The sequence below is a fragment of the Xanthomonas sp. NCPPB 3442 genome (genome assembly GCF_056725145.1).
The window spans coordinates 3,989,324-4,003,687 of the sequence record NZ_CM161514.1; the positions used below are offsets into that span (position 1 = coordinate 3,989,324).

The 14,364-nt window shown below is 65.4% G+C and carries 13 protein-coding genes and 5 tRNA genes; 4 read left to right on the forward strand and 14 right to left on the reverse strand.

Annotated elements, in window-relative coordinates; all coding sequences use genetic code 11:
* Positions 1-11: 11 nt before the first annotated feature.
* The 14 genes from secE to AC1POX_RS17315 form a co-directional block, all read right to left on the reverse strand.
* Entirely contained in the window at positions 12-419 is a 408-nt protein-coding gene (gene secE, locus AC1POX_RS17250; RefSeq protein WP_005917581.1) for a preprotein translocase subunit SecE, read from the reverse strand.
* A gap of 49 nt (positions 420-468) precedes the next feature.
* Positions 469-544 (reverse strand) — tRNA-Trp (locus AC1POX_RS17255).
* A 106-nt stretch (positions 545-650) separates the two neighbouring features.
* On the reverse strand, positions 651-1,841 hold the full coding sequence (gene tuf, locus AC1POX_RS17260; RefSeq protein WP_003486726.1) for an elongation factor Tu: 1,191 nt from the start codon (positions 1,839-1,841) through the stop codon (positions 651-653).
* A 46-nt stretch (positions 1,842-1,887) separates the two neighbouring features.
* Positions 1,888-1,963, reverse strand: a tRNA-Thr gene (locus AC1POX_RS17265).
* Between the two features lie 33 nt (positions 1,964-1,996).
* Positions 1,997-2,070, reverse strand: a tRNA-Gly gene (locus tag AC1POX_RS17270).
* Between the two features lie 29 nt (positions 2,071-2,099).
* Positions 2,100-2,185 (reverse strand) — tRNA-Tyr (locus tag AC1POX_RS17275).
* A gap of 154 nt (positions 2,186-2,339) precedes the next feature.
* Positions 2,340-3,431 carry a redox-regulated ATPase YchF gene (ychF, locus tag AC1POX_RS17280; RefSeq protein ID WP_011346536.1) on the reverse strand — a complete coding sequence of 364 codons (1,092 nt, stop codon included), beginning with the start codon at positions 3,429-3,431 and terminating at the stop codon, positions 2,340-2,342.
* Positions 3,432-3,508: 77 nt separating this feature from the next.
* On the reverse strand, positions 3,509-4,090 hold the full coding sequence (gene pth / locus AC1POX_RS17285) for an aminoacyl-tRNA hydrolase (protein WP_011346535.1): 582 nt from the start codon (positions 4,088-4,090) through the stop codon (positions 3,509-3,511).
* Positions 4,091-4,141: 51 nt separating this feature from the next.
* The gene (locus AC1POX_RS17290; RefSeq protein ID WP_003486759.1) at positions 4,142-4,777 is read right to left on the reverse strand and encodes a 50S ribosomal protein L25/general stress protein Ctc; all 636 of its coding nucleotides are present in this window, start codon (positions 4,775-4,777) and stop codon (positions 4,142-4,144) included.
* A 108-nt stretch (positions 4,778-4,885) separates the two neighbouring features.
* Complete coding sequence (locus AC1POX_RS17295; protein ID WP_003486761.1) at positions 4,886-5,845, reverse strand: ribose-phosphate diphosphokinase; 960 nt, start codon at positions 5,843-5,845, stop codon at positions 4,886-4,888.
* Between the two features lie 165 nt (positions 5,846-6,010).
* Positions 6,011-6,087: transfer RNA gene (locus tag AC1POX_RS17300), tRNA-Gln, on the reverse strand.
* A 3-nt stretch (positions 6,088-6,090) separates the two neighbouring features.
* Positions 6,091-6,978: a 4-(cytidine 5'-diphospho)-2-C-methyl-D-erythritol kinase gene (gene ispE / locus AC1POX_RS17305; RefSeq protein ID WP_372356420.1), complete on the reverse strand. Its 888-nt coding sequence runs from the start codon at positions 6,976-6,978 to the stop codon at positions 6,091-6,093.
* Complete coding sequence (gene lolB, locus AC1POX_RS17310) at positions 6,960-7,613, reverse strand: lipoprotein insertase outer membrane protein LolB (RefSeq protein ID WP_372356421.1); 654 nt, start codon at positions 7,611-7,613, stop codon at positions 6,960-6,962. The genes ispE and lolB overlap by 19 nt, the downstream gene beginning before the upstream one ends.
* Positions 7,610-9,298 carry a tetratricopeptide repeat protein gene (locus AC1POX_RS17315; protein ID WP_014089481.1) on the reverse strand — a complete coding sequence of 563 codons (1,689 nt, stop codon included), beginning with the start codon at positions 9,296-9,298 and terminating at the stop codon, positions 7,610-7,612. The genes lolB and AC1POX_RS17315 overlap by 4 nt, the downstream gene beginning before the upstream one ends.
* Positions 9,299-9,363: 65 nt before the next feature.
* On the opposite strand from AC1POX_RS17315, the gene hemA reads away from it, so the two are divergent.
* From hemA to moaB, 4 genes are all read left to right on the forward strand, one after another.
* The gene (gene hemA / locus AC1POX_RS17320; RefSeq protein ID WP_122273222.1) at positions 9,364-10,662 is read left to right on the forward strand and encodes a glutamyl-tRNA reductase; all 1,299 of its coding nucleotides are present in this window, start codon (positions 9,364-9,366) and stop codon (positions 10,660-10,662) included.
* Positions 10,640-11,725 (forward strand): peptide chain release factor 1, encoded by a 1,086-nt coding sequence (prfA, locus tag AC1POX_RS17325; protein WP_008578155.1) that lies wholly within the window; start codon positions 10,640-10,642, stop codon positions 11,723-11,725. Before hemA ends, prfA begins: the two co-directional genes overlap by 23 nt.
* Entirely contained in the window at positions 11,722-13,428 is a 1,707-nt protein-coding gene (locus AC1POX_RS17330; protein WP_031421251.1) for an O-linked N-acetylglucosamine transferase, SPINDLY family protein, read from the forward strand. Before prfA ends, AC1POX_RS17330 begins: the two co-directional genes overlap by 4 nt.
* A 401-nt stretch (positions 13,429-13,829) precedes the next feature.
* The gene (gene moaB / locus AC1POX_RS17335) at positions 13,830-14,348 is read left to right on the forward strand and encodes a molybdenum cofactor biosynthesis protein B (RefSeq protein ID WP_011346528.1); all 519 of its coding nucleotides are present in this window, start codon (positions 13,830-13,832) and stop codon (positions 14,346-14,348) included.
* Positions 14,349-14,364: the final 16 nt, after the last annotated feature.

The following is a 14,364-nucleotide window of genomic DNA, read 5'->3' on the forward strand; positions in this document are numbered from 1 at the left end:
CTTGATTCTCCTCAACGAGCCAGGAACCACTGCGTGAGCTTCTGGATGACAAAGTCGAAGCCGCCCAACAGCAAACTCAGAATGATTACAACCACAATCACGACCCAGGTGGTGCGGATAGCTTCCTGGCGCGTCGGCCAGACAACCTTACGCAACTCGAACCTGGATTCGGACAGGAATTCGCGGGTCTCCCGGCCCTTGCCGGTACCCAAAAACACAAATGCGCCCGCCACCAACCCAACGATGACAGCCAACGCACGCAACTGCGGCGTCCACGCGCCCAGCTGGGTCGCGCGCTCGGGAGCGGAGAACCAGAACCACACAAAAAGCCCCGCAACCACCAGGGCAGCGGAGACAACGTACTTAACGACATCAGCGCTAGAGGACGCGCTCTTGGAAGGCTCGATTTTGCTATTCATCCGGCTCTAGTTACCGATCTGACCCGAATCGCTGGGCCGGAAAGAGGAGTGGCACGCCAGGAGGGACTCGAACCCCCAACCTGCGGTTTTGGAGACCGCTGCTCTGCCAATTGAGCTACTGGCGTATGTACTCGTTTACCGCAAACCCCAAGACAACGAAGGCGGACCGCGGTTCAGCCGGCCCGCCATTCGTTTGAATCCAGCCGCCCATAGGCAGCTGGATACAGGCACTTACTTGATGATCTTGGCAACCACGCCGGCGCCGACGGTACGACCGCCTTCACGGATGGCGAAGCGTAGACCTTCGTCCATTGCGACCGGGTTGATCAGGGTCACGACCATCTTCACGTTGTCGCCCGGCATCACCATCTCCACGCCTTCCGGCAGCTGGCAGGCGCCAGTGATGTCGGTGGTGCGGAAGTAGAACTGCGGACGGTAGCCCTTGAAGAACGGGGTATGACGGCCACCCTCGTCCTTGGACAGCACGTAGACTTCGGCTTCGAACTCGGTGTGCGGCTTGATCGAACCCGGCTTGCACAGCACCTGGCCGCGCTCGACGTCGTCACGCTTGGTGCCGCGCAGCAGCAGACCGGCGTTGTCGCCTGCCTGACCCTGGTCCAGCAGCTTGCGGAACATTTCCACGCCGGTGACGGTGGTCTTCTGCGTGTCGCGGATACCGACGATTTCGATTTCGTCGCCCACCTTGATGATGCCGCGCTCGATACGACCGGTCACCACGGTGCCGCGGCCGGAGATCGAGAACACGTCTTCGACCGGCATCAGGAACGGACGGTCCACGTCGCGGGTCGGCTCCGGAATGAACGAATCCAACGCCTCGACCAGCTTCAGGATCGCCGGCACGCCGATGTCGCTCTGATCGCCGTCCAGCGCCAGACGCGCCGAACCGTGGATGATCGGGGTGTCGTCGCCCGGGAAGTCGTACTTGCTCAGCAGTTCGCGCACTTCCATTTCGACCAGCTCGAGCAGCTCGGCGTCGTCGACCATGTCAGCCTTGTTCAGGAACACCACGATGTGCGGCACACCGACCTGACGCGAGAGCAGGATGTGCTCACGGGTCTGCGGCATCGGGCCGTCAGCGGCCGAGCACACCAGGATCGCGCCGTCCATCTGCGCTGCGCCGGTGATCATGTTCTTGACGTAGTCGGCGTGGCCGGGGCAGTCAACGTGCGCGTAGTGGCGGGTCGGGGATTCATATTCGACGTGTGCGGTCGAAATCGTGATGCCGCGCGCCTTCTCTTCCGGCGCCGCGTCGATCGCGTCGTACGCCTTGAACTCACCACCGAAACGCTCGGCACCGATCTTGGTCAGCGCAGCGGTCAACGTGGTCTTGCCATGGTCAACGTGACCGATGGTGCCGACGTTCACGTGCGGCTTGGTGCGCTCGAATTTAGCTTTTGCCATGGGTGCGTGTCTCGGTAATCGTTTGGAGTTGAAGACGATTGAGTAATGGTGCTCACGAAAGGAATCGAACCTTCGACCTCCTCCTTACCAAGGAGGTGCTCTACCGACTGAGCTACGTGAGCGAGTTTTGCATTATGCCATGCATTTGCGTTCAATGGAGCGGGAGACGGGAATCGAACCCGCACCATCAGCTTGGAAGGCTGAGGTTCTACCGTTGAACTACTCCCGCGCCGGGAACTGCATGCCACAACGTGAAACTGGTGGAGGGAGGTGGATTCGAACCACCGAAGGCGTAAGCCAGCAGATTTACAGTCTGCCCCCGTTGGCCGCTTGGGTATCCCTCCAGCTTTTACTACCGGACCGGTGCGCCGCAAGGCATATTCGGTCCGGGGTGAAGCAGCCCGTTATTTTGTTGTGGGACGCATGCAGTGTCAACAAAAATTTTGAGCAATTCTTCACTCTCAACGATACGCGGCGTCAGGTGCCACGCACAGCCGATCACACGTTGAAGCGGAAGTGCAGCACGTCGCCTTCCTGGACGCGGTATTCCTTGCCTTCCAGGCGCAGGCGCCCGGCATCGCGGGCACCGGCTTCGCCGCGGTACTTGATGAAGTCGTCGAAACCGATCGTTTCGGCGCGAATGAAGCCCTTCTCGAAATCGGTGTGGATCACGGCTGCAGCCTGCGGCGCAGTCGAACCGGCCTTGACCGTCCAGGCACGCACTTCCTTGACGCCTGCGGTGAAATAGGTCTGCAGGCCCAACAGCGTATAGGCCGCACGGATGACGCGATTCAAGCCTGGCTCTTCCAGGCCGAGATCGGCCAGGAAGCTGTCGCGATCGGCATCGTCCAGCTGCGAGAGCTCCTCTTCGATGGCCGCCGAGACCGGCACCACTTCGGCACCTTCGACAGCCGCATGCGCACGCACCGCATCCAGGTGCGGATTGTTCTCGAAGCCGTCTTCCAGCACGTTGGCGATGTACAGCACCGGCTTGAGCGTCAGCAGGAACAGATCGCGCACCAGTGCCTTTTCTTCATCGTCCAGACCGGCGGCACGCCCCGCCTTGCCGTCGGCCAGCGCGGCCTGCAACTTGGCCAGCACCGGCTTGCGCGCCGCTGCATCCTTGTCGCCGCCCTTGGCGCTGCGTTCGGCACGGTTGAGGGCCTTTTCCACGCTATCCAGATCGGCCAGCGCCAGCTCGGTATCGATGGTTTCGATATCGGCGATCGGGTCGACCTTGTTGTTGACGTGGATGACGTCGTCGTTCTCGAAGCAACGCACCACGTGGGTGATCGCATCGACTTCGCGGATGTGCGCCAGGAACTTGTTGCCTAGGCCTTCGCCACTCGCCGCACCAGCCACCAGACCGGCGATATCGACGAACTCGACCGCAGTAGGAATCAGCTTTTGCGGCTTGACGATGTCAGCCAGCTGATTGAGACGCGGATCCGGCACCGGCACGATACCGACGTTCGGCTCGATGGTGCAGAACGGGAAGTTGGCCGCAGCGATGCCCGCCTTGGTCAGCGCGTTGAACAGGGTCGACTTGCCGACATTGGGCAGGCCGACGATGCCGCATTTGATACCCATGGGTTTTCCAGTGAATGGAGAATCGGGAATGGAGAATGGCAGGAGCAGCGCCCTGTCCATTCCCTATTCCCCATTCTCTATTTTTTTTCGGTATGCAGGCGTTTCATCGCCTCGTTGAAATTGCCTTCCATCGCCAGCGGCAGCACATCGATGGCGGCATCCACCGCAGCGCCGATCGCTGCGTCGTCCTCGCGCCCTGCCCGTCCCAGCACCCAGGGCACCACGCGGTCCTTGTGACCGGGATGACCGATGCCAACGCGTAGACGGTGAAATTTACCGTGCCCGAGCAGGCGAATGGTGTCGCGCAAGCCGTTTTGCCCGCCGTGACCGCCATCGAACTTGAGCCGCGCCGTGCCGGGCGCCAGATCCAGTTCGTCGTGGGCGACCAGCAGGTGTTCGGGCTCGATCTTCCAGAATCGCAATGCGGCGGTGATCGACTTGCCGCTGAGATTCATGAAGGTGGCCGGCTTGAGCAGCCAGACCGGTTGTCCTGCGACCTCGACCTTGGCGGTCTCGCCGAACAACTTGCTGTCCAATGCCCAGCGGGCGCCACTGCGCTCGATGAGGGCATCGACGAAACGAAACCCGGCGTTATGCCGGGTTTGCGCGTGTTCCGGGCCGGGGTTTCCCAGCCCGACGATCAGACGAAGTGCAGACATGCCAGTGACCGCAGCCGATCCCGCGCGCAATGCAGGGGACCGGCCGACGGATTACTTGGTCTCGGCGCCTTCGCTGCCTTCTTCGCCGGCAGCGTCGTCTTCTTCGATCCGTACGTGCTTGGCAGCCACCACGGCAACGTCGTGTTCCTTGCCCAGCTTCAGTTCCGGAATTTCAACACCGGCCGGCAGCTTGATTTCGGACAGGTGGATCACGTTGCCCACTTCCAGTGCACCGAGGTCCACTTCGATGAACTCCGGCAGATCCTTCGGCAGGCAGACCACCTGGACTTCGTTGAGTTCGTGGGTGACGACCACTTCGCTCGACTTGCCAGCCGGCGAAGACGCTTCGTTGATGAAGTGCAGCGGCACGGCAGCACTGAGCTTCTCGTTGGCGCTGACGCGCTGGAAGTCGATGTGCATGATCAGCTGCTTGAACGGATGGCGCTGCATGTCACGCAGCAGCACCTGCTGCACGTCGCCATTGAGGTTCAGGTCCAGGATGGAAGAGTAGAACCACTCGTTCTGCTGGGCGAGCCAGATCTGCTCGTGGTTGAGCTGGATGCTGACCGGCTCGAGTTCGCCACCGTAGACGATGGCCGGGATGACGCCAGCGTGACGCAGGCGGCGGCTCGCACCCTTCCCCTCGTCAGCGCGGCGCTCGACCTTGATTTCATGAGTCTTTGCCATTGGATTTCACTACCTAGTTGGAACACCGCCTCGCGGCGATGAAGCGTCTCACCCGCGACCAGGTGAGACGTGTGGCGGCACCCGGGAATCCGGGCACCGAATGGGGTATCAGTCGACGTAGAGCGAGCTGACCGATTCGCCGAAGGCGATACGGCGGATGGTCTCGGCCAGCAGTTCGGCCACGCTCAGCTGACGAATCTTGGCGCAGGTACGCGCCGCTTCGCTCAGCGGAATCGTGTCGGTGACCACCAGTTCGTCGAGCTGCGAATTGTTGATGTTGTCCACCGCCGGACCCGACAGCACCGGATGGGTGATGTAGGCCACGACCTTGAGCGCGCCGCGCTGCTTCAGCGCTGCGGCAGCTGCGCACAAGGTACCGGCGGTGTCGACCAGGTCGTCGACCAGCACGCAGGTCTTGCCCTGCACGTCGCCGATGATGTTCATCACGGTGGCCACATTGGCGCGCGGACGACGCTTGTCGATGATGGCCAGATCGGCGTCGTCCAGGCGCTTGGCGACGGCGCGTGCGCGCACCACGCCGCCAACGTCCGGCGACACCACGATCAGGTTGTCGGTGCCGTAGGCGCGCCAGATGTCGGCCAGCAGCAGCGGCGAGGCATAGACGTTGTCGACCGGCACATCGAAGAAGCCCTGGATCTGGTCGGCGTGCAGGTCGACCGTCAGCACGCGGTCCGCCTCCATGGCGCAGATCATCTTGGCAGCCACCTTGGCAGTGATCGGCACGCGCGAGGAGCGCATGCGACGGTCCTGGCGCGAATAACCGAAGTACGGGATCACCGCGGTCACCGACTGGGCGCTGGCGCGCTTGAGCGCATCGATCAGCACCAGCAGTTCCATCAGGTTCTCGGCACTGGGCGCGCAGGTGGGCTGGATGACGAACACTTCCTGCCGACGCACGCTCTCTTCGATCTCCACCTGCACTTCGCCGTCGGAAAAGCGCGTGACCAACGCCTTGCCCATGCGAACGCCGAGTTCCTTGCAGATGCTCTGGGCAAGCGGCTTGTTGGCATTGCCGGAGAACACCAGCAGATTACGTTGGTCTTGCATGAGATCTCTCGGGCGGCGGCGAAGAGCGTGCGGATCGATGGTGGAGCAGGACAAAGCCGAACCAATGCCGGGCTTTCGTTCGATTCCCGCGCAAGGATGCGCGAGGTATTGCAGAAGGATCTGCAGTGAAACCTGGTGCAGGCGGACCTGCCTTTCTCGACAAACTGGCAGGGGCGGTAGGATTCGAACCTACGAATGCCAGGATCAAAACCTGGTGCCTTGGGCCTCTTGGCGACGCCCCTGCATCAAACCTGTGTCGCGTCCAGCGCATCGAGCAATGGCGAGTGCGCTGCACCCTCCACCACCCACGCCCGCAGGCTGCCCGGCAACTGCGCCAGCGCCTGCTCTGCAGCAGCGCGCGTGGCGAACTCGACGAAACAGCCACTTCCCGACCCGGTCAAACGCGGTGTACCGACCCTGGAAAGCGCCTGGAACACGGCCTCGACGGCGGGTTCGCGGCGCCGCAGGACCGGCTCGAACGCATTGTCGAGCAGGGAACCGGAAGCGAAGTCCGCTATTTTCGCGGGCGCAGCATCCCGCGTCAATTCCTGTGATCGAAATAACGCCGGGGTCGGTACATGAACGCCGGGATCGACCAGCAGATACGCCGCTTCCGGCAGGGAAATCGGGGTCAGTTGTTCGCCCACGCCTTCGGCCCAGGCATTGCGGCCGCGCACGAAGACCGGCACGTCCGCACCCAGCTGCAGGCCCAGCTCGGCCAGCACATCGGCCGCCAGGCCCAAGCCCCACAAGGCGTTGAGCGCCACCAGCACGGTCGCCGCGTCCGAGGAACCGCCGCCGAAACCGCCGCCGGCGGGGATGCGCTTGTCGACCCGAATCTCCGCGCCCGCCTCGGTGCCGGCTGCCGATTGCAGCAGGCGCGCAGCGCGGATCACCAGGTCATCGTCTTCGGATACGCCGGGCAGACTCTCGCCCAGGCGGCGGATCTGGCCGTCACGACGCACGCGAAGATGAACGGTGTCCCCCCAGTCCAGCAGCCGGAACACGGTCTGCAGCAGGTGGTAGCCGTCGGCACGGCGCCCGGTGATCTGCAAAAACAGATTGAGCTTGGCCGGCGCAGGCCACGCCGACCAATCAGTGCCCGGCGCGTCCATCAGGGCGACACGGTCCATTGGTCGACCAACAGGCGCACCTTTGCCTCGCCGTTGCGGGCTTCGATCCGCCGCGGCAGCTCGGGCTGGTCGGCGCCGGCTGGTGTCCAGGCCAAAAATTCGATCGTCCAGCCATCCTGCTGCACGGTGCGCGGGCGCCCGGCGGCATCCAGGTCGACGCGTGCGGCACCGGCGTCGGCGATGCGCAGCGCGCGCACCCAGTCAGGCATCTGGTTGACCGGGATGGTCCAGCCGGTTGCTTCCAGCAGCACCTGCTCGGCATCAGGACCACTGCGCGGACCGCCGTCCAGCCCTTCCAGCCGGCCGGCGCCGCTGGTGGTGTCGCCGGTGAGCACCCAGCTTTGCCGGGTGACCGGCGCACTGAGTTGCACGCGGTAGCGTGGGCCATCCTGCTGCCAGTCGATGCGGCCGCTGCCGCCATTGCGGTCCTTGCTGATCGCCACCCGGCCCTGGAAGGACCAATTGGGGTGCGCCTGCAACCAGGCCTGGCGAGCGGCTTCGGCCTGGCGCGCACTGTCGGAGACGTGATCGGCCACGGCCGCCCCACTGCCCTGCCCGCGCGGCACGCTGACGCAGGCCGACAGCCCGACCAGCACCAGCCCGCCCAGGGCCAGCGTTCGAACCGCCCTGCTCATAGCCCGAACTTTTCCACGGCGCGCTGCAGCGCACGGTTGTCCGGGTCGAGGCGGCGCGCTTCATCGAAGTAGCGACGCGCTTCGTCCTGCTTGCCGCTGACCCACAGCACTTCGCCCACGTGGGCCGCGATTTCCGGGTCTTTGACCAGCGCCCAGGCGCGGCGCAGCTGCACCAACGCTTCCTTGGTGCGGCCCATCCGGTACAGCACCCAGCCATAACTGTCGACAATGGCCGGGTTGTCCGGGTCGGCGGTGCGGGCACGGTCGATCAGCGCCAATGCTTCCTTGTAGCGGGTGGTGCGGTCGGCCAGGGTGTAGCCCAGCGCGTTCAGGGCCGCGACGTTTTCCGGCTCGGTCACCAGGATCTTGCGCAGATCGGCCTCGGCACGCGGGACATCGTCGCGCCGCTCCCAGGCCAGCCCGCGGGCGTACAGCAACGCGCTATCGTCCGGGTAGGCGGCCAGGCCACGTTCGAAGGCGTCCAGTTCGCCCGGCGCATCGTCGGCCCGCTGATGCAGCTCGGCTTCGAGCACGTAGGCGTCGCGGCGCGCGTCATCGTCGGCACTGGCGTCGCCCTGCAGGGCGCGGGCTTCGGCAAGCGCTTCGGGCTTGCGGCCCAGTTCGTACAAGGCACTGGCGGTGCGCAGACGCGCCTCGCTGACCTGCGGACCACCCGGCACGCCGCGATACCACTCCACCGCCTCGTCGTAGCGCTTGAGGAATTCGGCGATCTTGCCCAGCAGCAGACGGCGGTCCGGATCGGGCTTGGTGGCGTTGCTCTTGAGCTCGGCGTACAGCGCCTCCAGCGAGCTGCGGTCTTTCTCCTTGGCCAGCATCGAGGCACGCAAGCCGTAGGTCTGGGTGTCCTGCGGCCCGGTCGAAAGCACGCGTGCAGCAGCTTCGGTCTGGCCCATGGCGTCGTAGGCAAACGCCAGCGCGCCGCGCAGCTCGGAGTCCTTGACCGCCTGCGGTTCGATATTCTTCAGCAGCGCCAGCGCTTCGTCGTTCTTGCCTTCCTGCTGCAACTGGGTGGCATGCAGCAAGGCCACGCGCGGCTCTTCGGGGAAGCGTCGTACCACCTCGTCGACGATGCGCTTGGCCAGCGCGGGGCGCTCCATGCGCAGCGCGAGCCGGCCGAATTCCTGCCAGGCTTCGATCTGATTCGGGATGGCGCCGGCCTTGACCAGGTCTTCGAGCACGTCGGCCGAGGCTTCCGGCTCGCGGCCGCCGTTGGCCAGGGCGATCAGCGCAAAGCGCCAGCCACGCGGATCGGGCTCCTTGAGCAAGCCGAGCAAATCGCGGCGCGCGGTGCGCAGGTCGTTGCGGCGCAGGGCCAGCGAGGCCTCGGTGCTGCGCATGGACATCGACGACGGCGCGCGGGCGCGCCACAACGCCAGCGCTTCGATCGCGCGCGGGTCGTCGTTGGCCAACATGGAGATACGGGCGGCGCGCTCGGCCAGCCCGGCATCGCCGGCTTCGGCCTTGGCGGCGTCCAGGTAGGCGCGCGCGGCATCGTCCAGTTGCCCGGCCTGCAAGGCGAATTCGCCGGCCAGCACGGGTTCCAGCGACGAGGTGCCGGCATTGCCTGGGGGCGGAGCGGGCAGTGCTTTCTTGGGTGCTGCAGTGGCGCTGGCGGAGACTGCGACCAGCAAAAGAACACTCAGGATGCGAATCGGTACAGGCATCGGGGGCAACCGGGCCGTAAAATGGGGCCCTGAATGGCCGCCAGCTTATCGCAAGCAACTGAACAATGACGTTGTGGGTGCTCGGACTGAATCACCAGACCGCACCTGTGGACCTGCGCGAACGCGCGGCGTTCGCAGGTGATGCGCTGCCGCGCGCGCTCGAATCGCTGCGTGCGCTGCCCCAGGTAAGCGAGGCTGCGCTGTTGTCCACCTGCAACCGTACCGAGTTGTATGCGATGGCCGACGAGGCGCACAGCCTGGTCAACTGGCTGGAAACGCACGCGCCCGGGCTGAGCGGTCATCTGTACCAGCACCGGGAAGCCGAGGCGGTGCGCCACCTGTTCCGCGTCGCCACCGGGCTGGATTCGATGGTGCTGGGGGAACCGCAGATCCTGGGCCAGGTGAAGGACGCCTGGGCGGTGGCGCGGGCGCACGGCGCGCTGGGCAGCGGGTTGGACCGGCTGTTCCAACAGACTTTTTCGGTGGCCAAGCGCGCGCGTACCGACACCCGTGTCGGCGCAAATCCGGTTTCGGTCGCATCCACGGCGGTGCGGCTGGCACAGGACTCCTTTGCCCGGCTCAACGAGTCGACGGTGTTGCTGATCGGTGCCGGCGAAACCATCGAACTGGCGGCCAAGCATCTGAGCGAAGGCCGCGTGCGCCGCCTGCTGATCGCCAACCGCACCCTGGCCCATGCCCAGACACTGGCCAGCCAACACGGCGGCTTCGCCTTGCCGCTGACCGATCTGGAACGCCACCTGGCCGAGGCGGATGTGGTGTTTTCGGCCACCGCTGCGCGTGAGCCGCTGGTGACCCGCGCACAGGTGGAACAGGCGTTGCGCACGCGCAAGCGCAAGCCGATGCTGCTGTTCGACCTGGCGGTGCCGCGCGATATCGAGGCCTCGGTAGGCGAGTTGAGCGACGCCTACCTGTACACGGTGGACGACCTGGAACGCGCAGTCGAAGACAACCGCCGTGGCCGCCGCGAAGCGGCCGACCAGGCCGAAGCCATCATCGACCTGCAAGTGGCGCGGTATGTCGAAACGCTGCAGGCCACTGCGCGCCAGGCACCCCTCAAGCGGCTGCGCGCCTTTGGCGATAGCACCCGCGACGAGCTGCTGGCCAAGGCACGCCAGCAGTTGCACAACGGCAAGCCGGCCGACGAAGTGCTGGAACAGTTGGCGCATGCGCTGACCAACCGTTTGCTGCATCCGCCCACGGCCGCATTGCGCAATGCGGCGCTCAACAACGACCTGGAATTGACCACTGCGGCCGACCGGCTGTTTCCGGAAAAGCCGGGTTACCAACACCCCCCCATAGCTACCCCGATCGTGAGGACCGATGACGCCGACCCTGCGCCGTAAGCTCGAAGCGCTGGCCGAGCGCCGCGAAGAACTGCAGCACCTGCTCTCCGACCCCGACGTGGTGGGCAACAACGACACGTTCCGTACTCTCTCGCGCGAACTGTCGCAACTGGAGCCGGTGGCGGTGGCGCTGGAAGAGGAGGCGCGCGCCAAGGCCGACCTGGCCACGGCCGAAGCGCTGCGCAACGACCCGGAGATGCGCGAACTGGCCGAAGAGGAAATCGCCGCTGCACAGGCGCGCCTGGAACAACTCGATGCACAACTTGCATCGCTGCTGGTACCGCGCGATCCGCGCGACGACGGCAACCTGTTTCTGGAAGTGCGCGCCGGCACTGGCGGTGACGAAGCGGCGATCTTTGCCGGCGACCTGTTCCGCATGTACGCACGCTACGCCGAGCGCCAGGGCTGGAAGGTGGAAATCGAATCCGACAGCCCCGGCGAGCATGGCGGCTACAAGGAAGTGGTGGCGCGGGTGGTCGGGCGCGGTGCGTATTCGCGCCTGAAATTCGAATCCGGCACCCATCGCGTGCAACGCGTGCCGGCAACCGAATCGCAAGGCCGTATCCACACCTCGGCTGCCACGGTGGCGATCATTCCCGAAGCCGACGACGTGGAAGAGATCACGATCAATCCGGCCGATCTGAAGGTGGACACGTTCCGCTCGTCCGGTGCGGGCGGCCAGCACGTCAACAAGACCGAATCGGCAATCCGCATCACCCACGTGCCCAGCGGGGTGGTGGTGGAATGCCAGACCGAGCGCAGCCAGCATGCCAATCGCGACAAGGCGATGAAGCGGTTGAAGGCGCAGCTGCTGGACGCCGAACGCAGCAAGGCGGCAGCGGCCGAAGCGCAGACGCGCAAGTTGCAGGTGGGCAGCGGCGACCGCAGCCAGCGCATCCGCACCTATAGTTTTCCGCAGGGTCGCATCACCGACCATCGCGTCGAAGGGCTGACCTTGTACGACCTGCCCAACATCATCGAAGGCGATCTGGATGCATTGATCGGCCGGCTGCTGCACGAACATCAAGCCGACGAACTGGCACGGTTGAGCGATAGTCCGTGAGTGCGCAAGTCCCGCGCGAGCTGCTGCAGCTGCGCGAGCAAGTGCGACGCCAGCCCGGCGATTTCGTCGCCTGGTTGATGCTGGCCGATGCCGAGCTGGGCATGGGCGTCACCGCTGCCGGCGAGGCGGCCGTGCAGCGCGCGCTGGCGCTGCATCCGGGTCATCCGGAAGCGGTGGCGCGGCTGGGACGGGTGCGCTGGGCGCAGCAGCGCCATGCAGAAGCGGCCACGCTGCTCCAACAGGCCTCGGACCTGGTACCGCAGCATCCGGGGATCGCCCTGTGGCTTGGGCACGCGCTCGAAGATGCACTCCAACCGGAACAGGCCGCGGCCGCCTATACGCGCGCCCACAAGCTGCTGCCCGACGAGCCCTACATCACCGCACAACTGCTCAACTGGCGACGCCGCCTATGCGATTGGCGCGAGCTGGACTCACTGGCTGCACAGGTGCGCGCCGCAGTCACACAAGGCGAGGCGGCCGTGGAGCCTTTCGCGTTCCTGAGCGAGGACGCCAGCGCCGCGGAGCAACTGGCGTGCGCCCGTACCCGTGCGCAGGCCATTGCCTCCTCGGTGCGCCCGCTGCCAGCGTCCACGCTGCGCAGCCGCGGCCCGCTGCAACTCGGGTTCGTGTCCAACGGCTTTGGCGCCCACCCGACGGGCTTACTGACGGTGGCCTTGTTCGAAGCGTTGCAGCAACGCCAACCGGATCTGCACGTGCAGCTGTTTGCAACCAGCCCGGACGATGGCAGCGACATTCGCGCGCGCCTGGCGCAGGCAACGCGCATGCACGAGGTCACTGCGCTGGGGCATCTGGCAACCGCGCAACATATCCGCGACCAGGGCATCGATCTGTTGTTCGACCTGCGCGGCTGGGGCGGTGGCGGACGGCCGGAAGTCTTCGCATTGCGGCCGGCGCCGGTGCAGCTCAACTGGCTGGCGTATCCGGGCACCTCGGGCGCGCCGTGGATGGATTATGTGCTTGGCGATACCGTTGCATTGCCGACGTCGCTTGAGCCGTTCTACAGCGAACAGGTGCTGCGCCTGCCGCGCGCCTTCCAGCCATCGGACACCTCGCGCACGGTAGCCGAACCGCCATCGCGTGCGCAGTGCGGGCTGCCTGAGCACGCTGTGGTGCTGTGCTGCTTCAACAACAGTTACAAGCTCAATCCACGCAGCATGGCGCGCATGCTGGCGGTGTTGCGCGCGGTGCCTGGCAGCGTGCTGTGGCTGCTGTCCGGCCCGGGTGAGGCGGATGCGCGATTGCGTGCAGCAGCGCAGGCACAGGGCGTGCACGCGCAGCGTTTGGTCTTCATGCCCAAACTGCCGCACCCGCAGTATCTGGCGCGCTATCGACATGCGGATCTGTTTCTGGATACGCACCCCTACAACGCGCACACCACCGCCTCCGATGCGTTATGGGCAGGTTGCCCGGTCTTGACCACACCTGGCCAGACGTTTGCCGCGCGTGTGGCCGGCAGCCTGAATCATCATCTGGGGCTGGATGAAATGAATGTGGCCGATGACGCTGCGTTCGTGGCCACGGCGGTGGCGTTGGCGAGCGATCCAGCGGCACTGGGTGCGTTGCGTGCTCGGGTGGCGGAGCGTCGGCGCGAATCGGACCTGTTCAATATGGACGGGTTTGCGGATGCGTTTGGAGAATTGGTGCGTGGGGTCGCGGGAAAGCATGGCTGGTTAGGGGTTTAGCAACGGCCGCTACGTGATGGATCGCTGTCTGCCGCCGCACCCTGCCCCCAACCTCCGCGCCCCGCCGTGGCCGGCGCTTGCAGCGCGGGCGCTCCGGGGCACGTGCACCCAGGGCGCGCAGCCGTCCTTCCCACCCCGGGCCGGAGAGGATTGAAAGGGCCATCAAGTTTCGTCGAGACCTTTTCAGGCCATGGAAGCCACGCGCCGAGTCGGCAGCGTGGCCGGGGATTGGCGGAAAGCGGCACACGGATGTGCCGCGACGGCGAGCCAGACAGGATGTGTGCCGGGCCGAGGAGCCGATCCGCGGCCGCGCTGTCGCCCTGACCGACGCCAGCAGCTGCGTTGTGCGGCTTCACGCCGTGGTGCTGTACCCGGTCGTCCCGGCTCGCTAGGCTTGTGGCATGCCTTCCACTCTCGACTTCATTCCCTTGCGCCTGTGCGTGCTGACGGTGTCCGACAGCCGCACGCTGGCCGATGATCGCTCCGGCGATTACCTGGCCGATGCCCTCACCCACGAAGGCCATGTGCTGCACGAACGTGCACTGTGCCCGGACGACCGTTACCGCATGCGTGCGATCGTGTCGCGCTGGATTGCCGATGCGCAGGTCGACGGCATCCTGATCACCGGCGGCACCGGCTTCACCGGACGCGACAGCACCCCGGAAGCGATCACCCCGTTGCTGGACAAGGTCATGCCTGGCTTCGGCGAGATGTTCCGCGCGATCAGCGTGGAAGAAATCGGTACCTCCTCGCTGCAGTCGCGCGCCTTTGCCGGGCTGGCCAATCACAGCTTCGTGTTCTGCCTGCCCGGCTCCACCTCGGCCTGCCGCACGGCCTGGGAGAAGATCGTGCGCGCGCAGCTGGATGCGCGCACCAGGCCCTGCAATCTGGCGACATTGCGTCCACGCCTGGGGCAATAGCCTGCGCGCTCTCCAC

What these genes read in the sequence shown, in the direction of transcription:
- secE (WP_005917581.1), bottom strand. Translation starts at nt 419, where the DNA reads ATGAATAGCAAAATCGAGCCTTCCAAGAGCGCGTCCTCTAGCGCTGAT.
- tuf (WP_003486726.1), bottom strand. Translation starts at nt 1,841, where the DNA reads ATGGCAAAAGCTAAATTCGAGCGCACCAAGCCGCACGTGAACGTCGGC.
- ychF (WP_011346536.1), bottom strand. Translation starts at nt 3,431, where the DNA reads ATGGGTATCAAATGCGGCATCGTCGGCCTGCCCAATGTCGGCAAGTCG.
- pth (WP_011346535.1), bottom strand. Translation starts at nt 4,090, where the DNA reads ATGTCTGCACTTCGTCTGATCGTCGGGCTGGGAAACCCCGGCCCGGAA.
- AC1POX_RS17290 (WP_003486759.1), bottom strand. Translation starts at nt 4,777, where the DNA reads ATGGCAAAGACTCATGAAATCAAGGTCGAGCGCCGCGCTGACGAGGGG.
- AC1POX_RS17295 (WP_003486761.1), bottom strand. Translation starts at nt 5,845, where the DNA reads ATGCAAGACCAACGTAATCTGCTGGTGTTCTCCGGCAATGCCAACAAG.
- ispE (WP_372356420.1), bottom strand. Translation starts at nt 6,978, where the DNA reads ATGGACCGTGTCGCCCTGATGGACGCGCCGGGCACTGATTGGTCGGCG.
- lolB (WP_372356421.1), bottom strand. Translation starts at nt 7,613, where the DNA reads ATGAGCAGGGCGGTTCGAACGCTGGCCCTGGGCGGGCTGGTGCTGGTC.
- AC1POX_RS17315 (WP_014089481.1), bottom strand. Translation starts at nt 9,298, where the DNA reads ATGCCTGTACCGATTCGCATCCTGAGTGTTCTTTTGCTGGTCGCAGTC.
- hemA (WP_122273222.1), top strand. Translation starts at nt 9,364, where the DNA reads ATGACGTTGTGGGTGCTCGGACTGAATCACCAGACCGCACCTGTGGAC.
- prfA (WP_008578155.1), top strand. Translation starts at nt 10,640, where the DNA reads ATGACGCCGACCCTGCGCCGTAAGCTCGAAGCGCTGGCCGAGCGCCGC.
- moaB (WP_011346528.1), top strand. Translation starts at nt 13,830, where the DNA reads ATGCCTTCCACTCTCGACTTCATTCCCTTGCGCCTGTGCGTGCTGACG.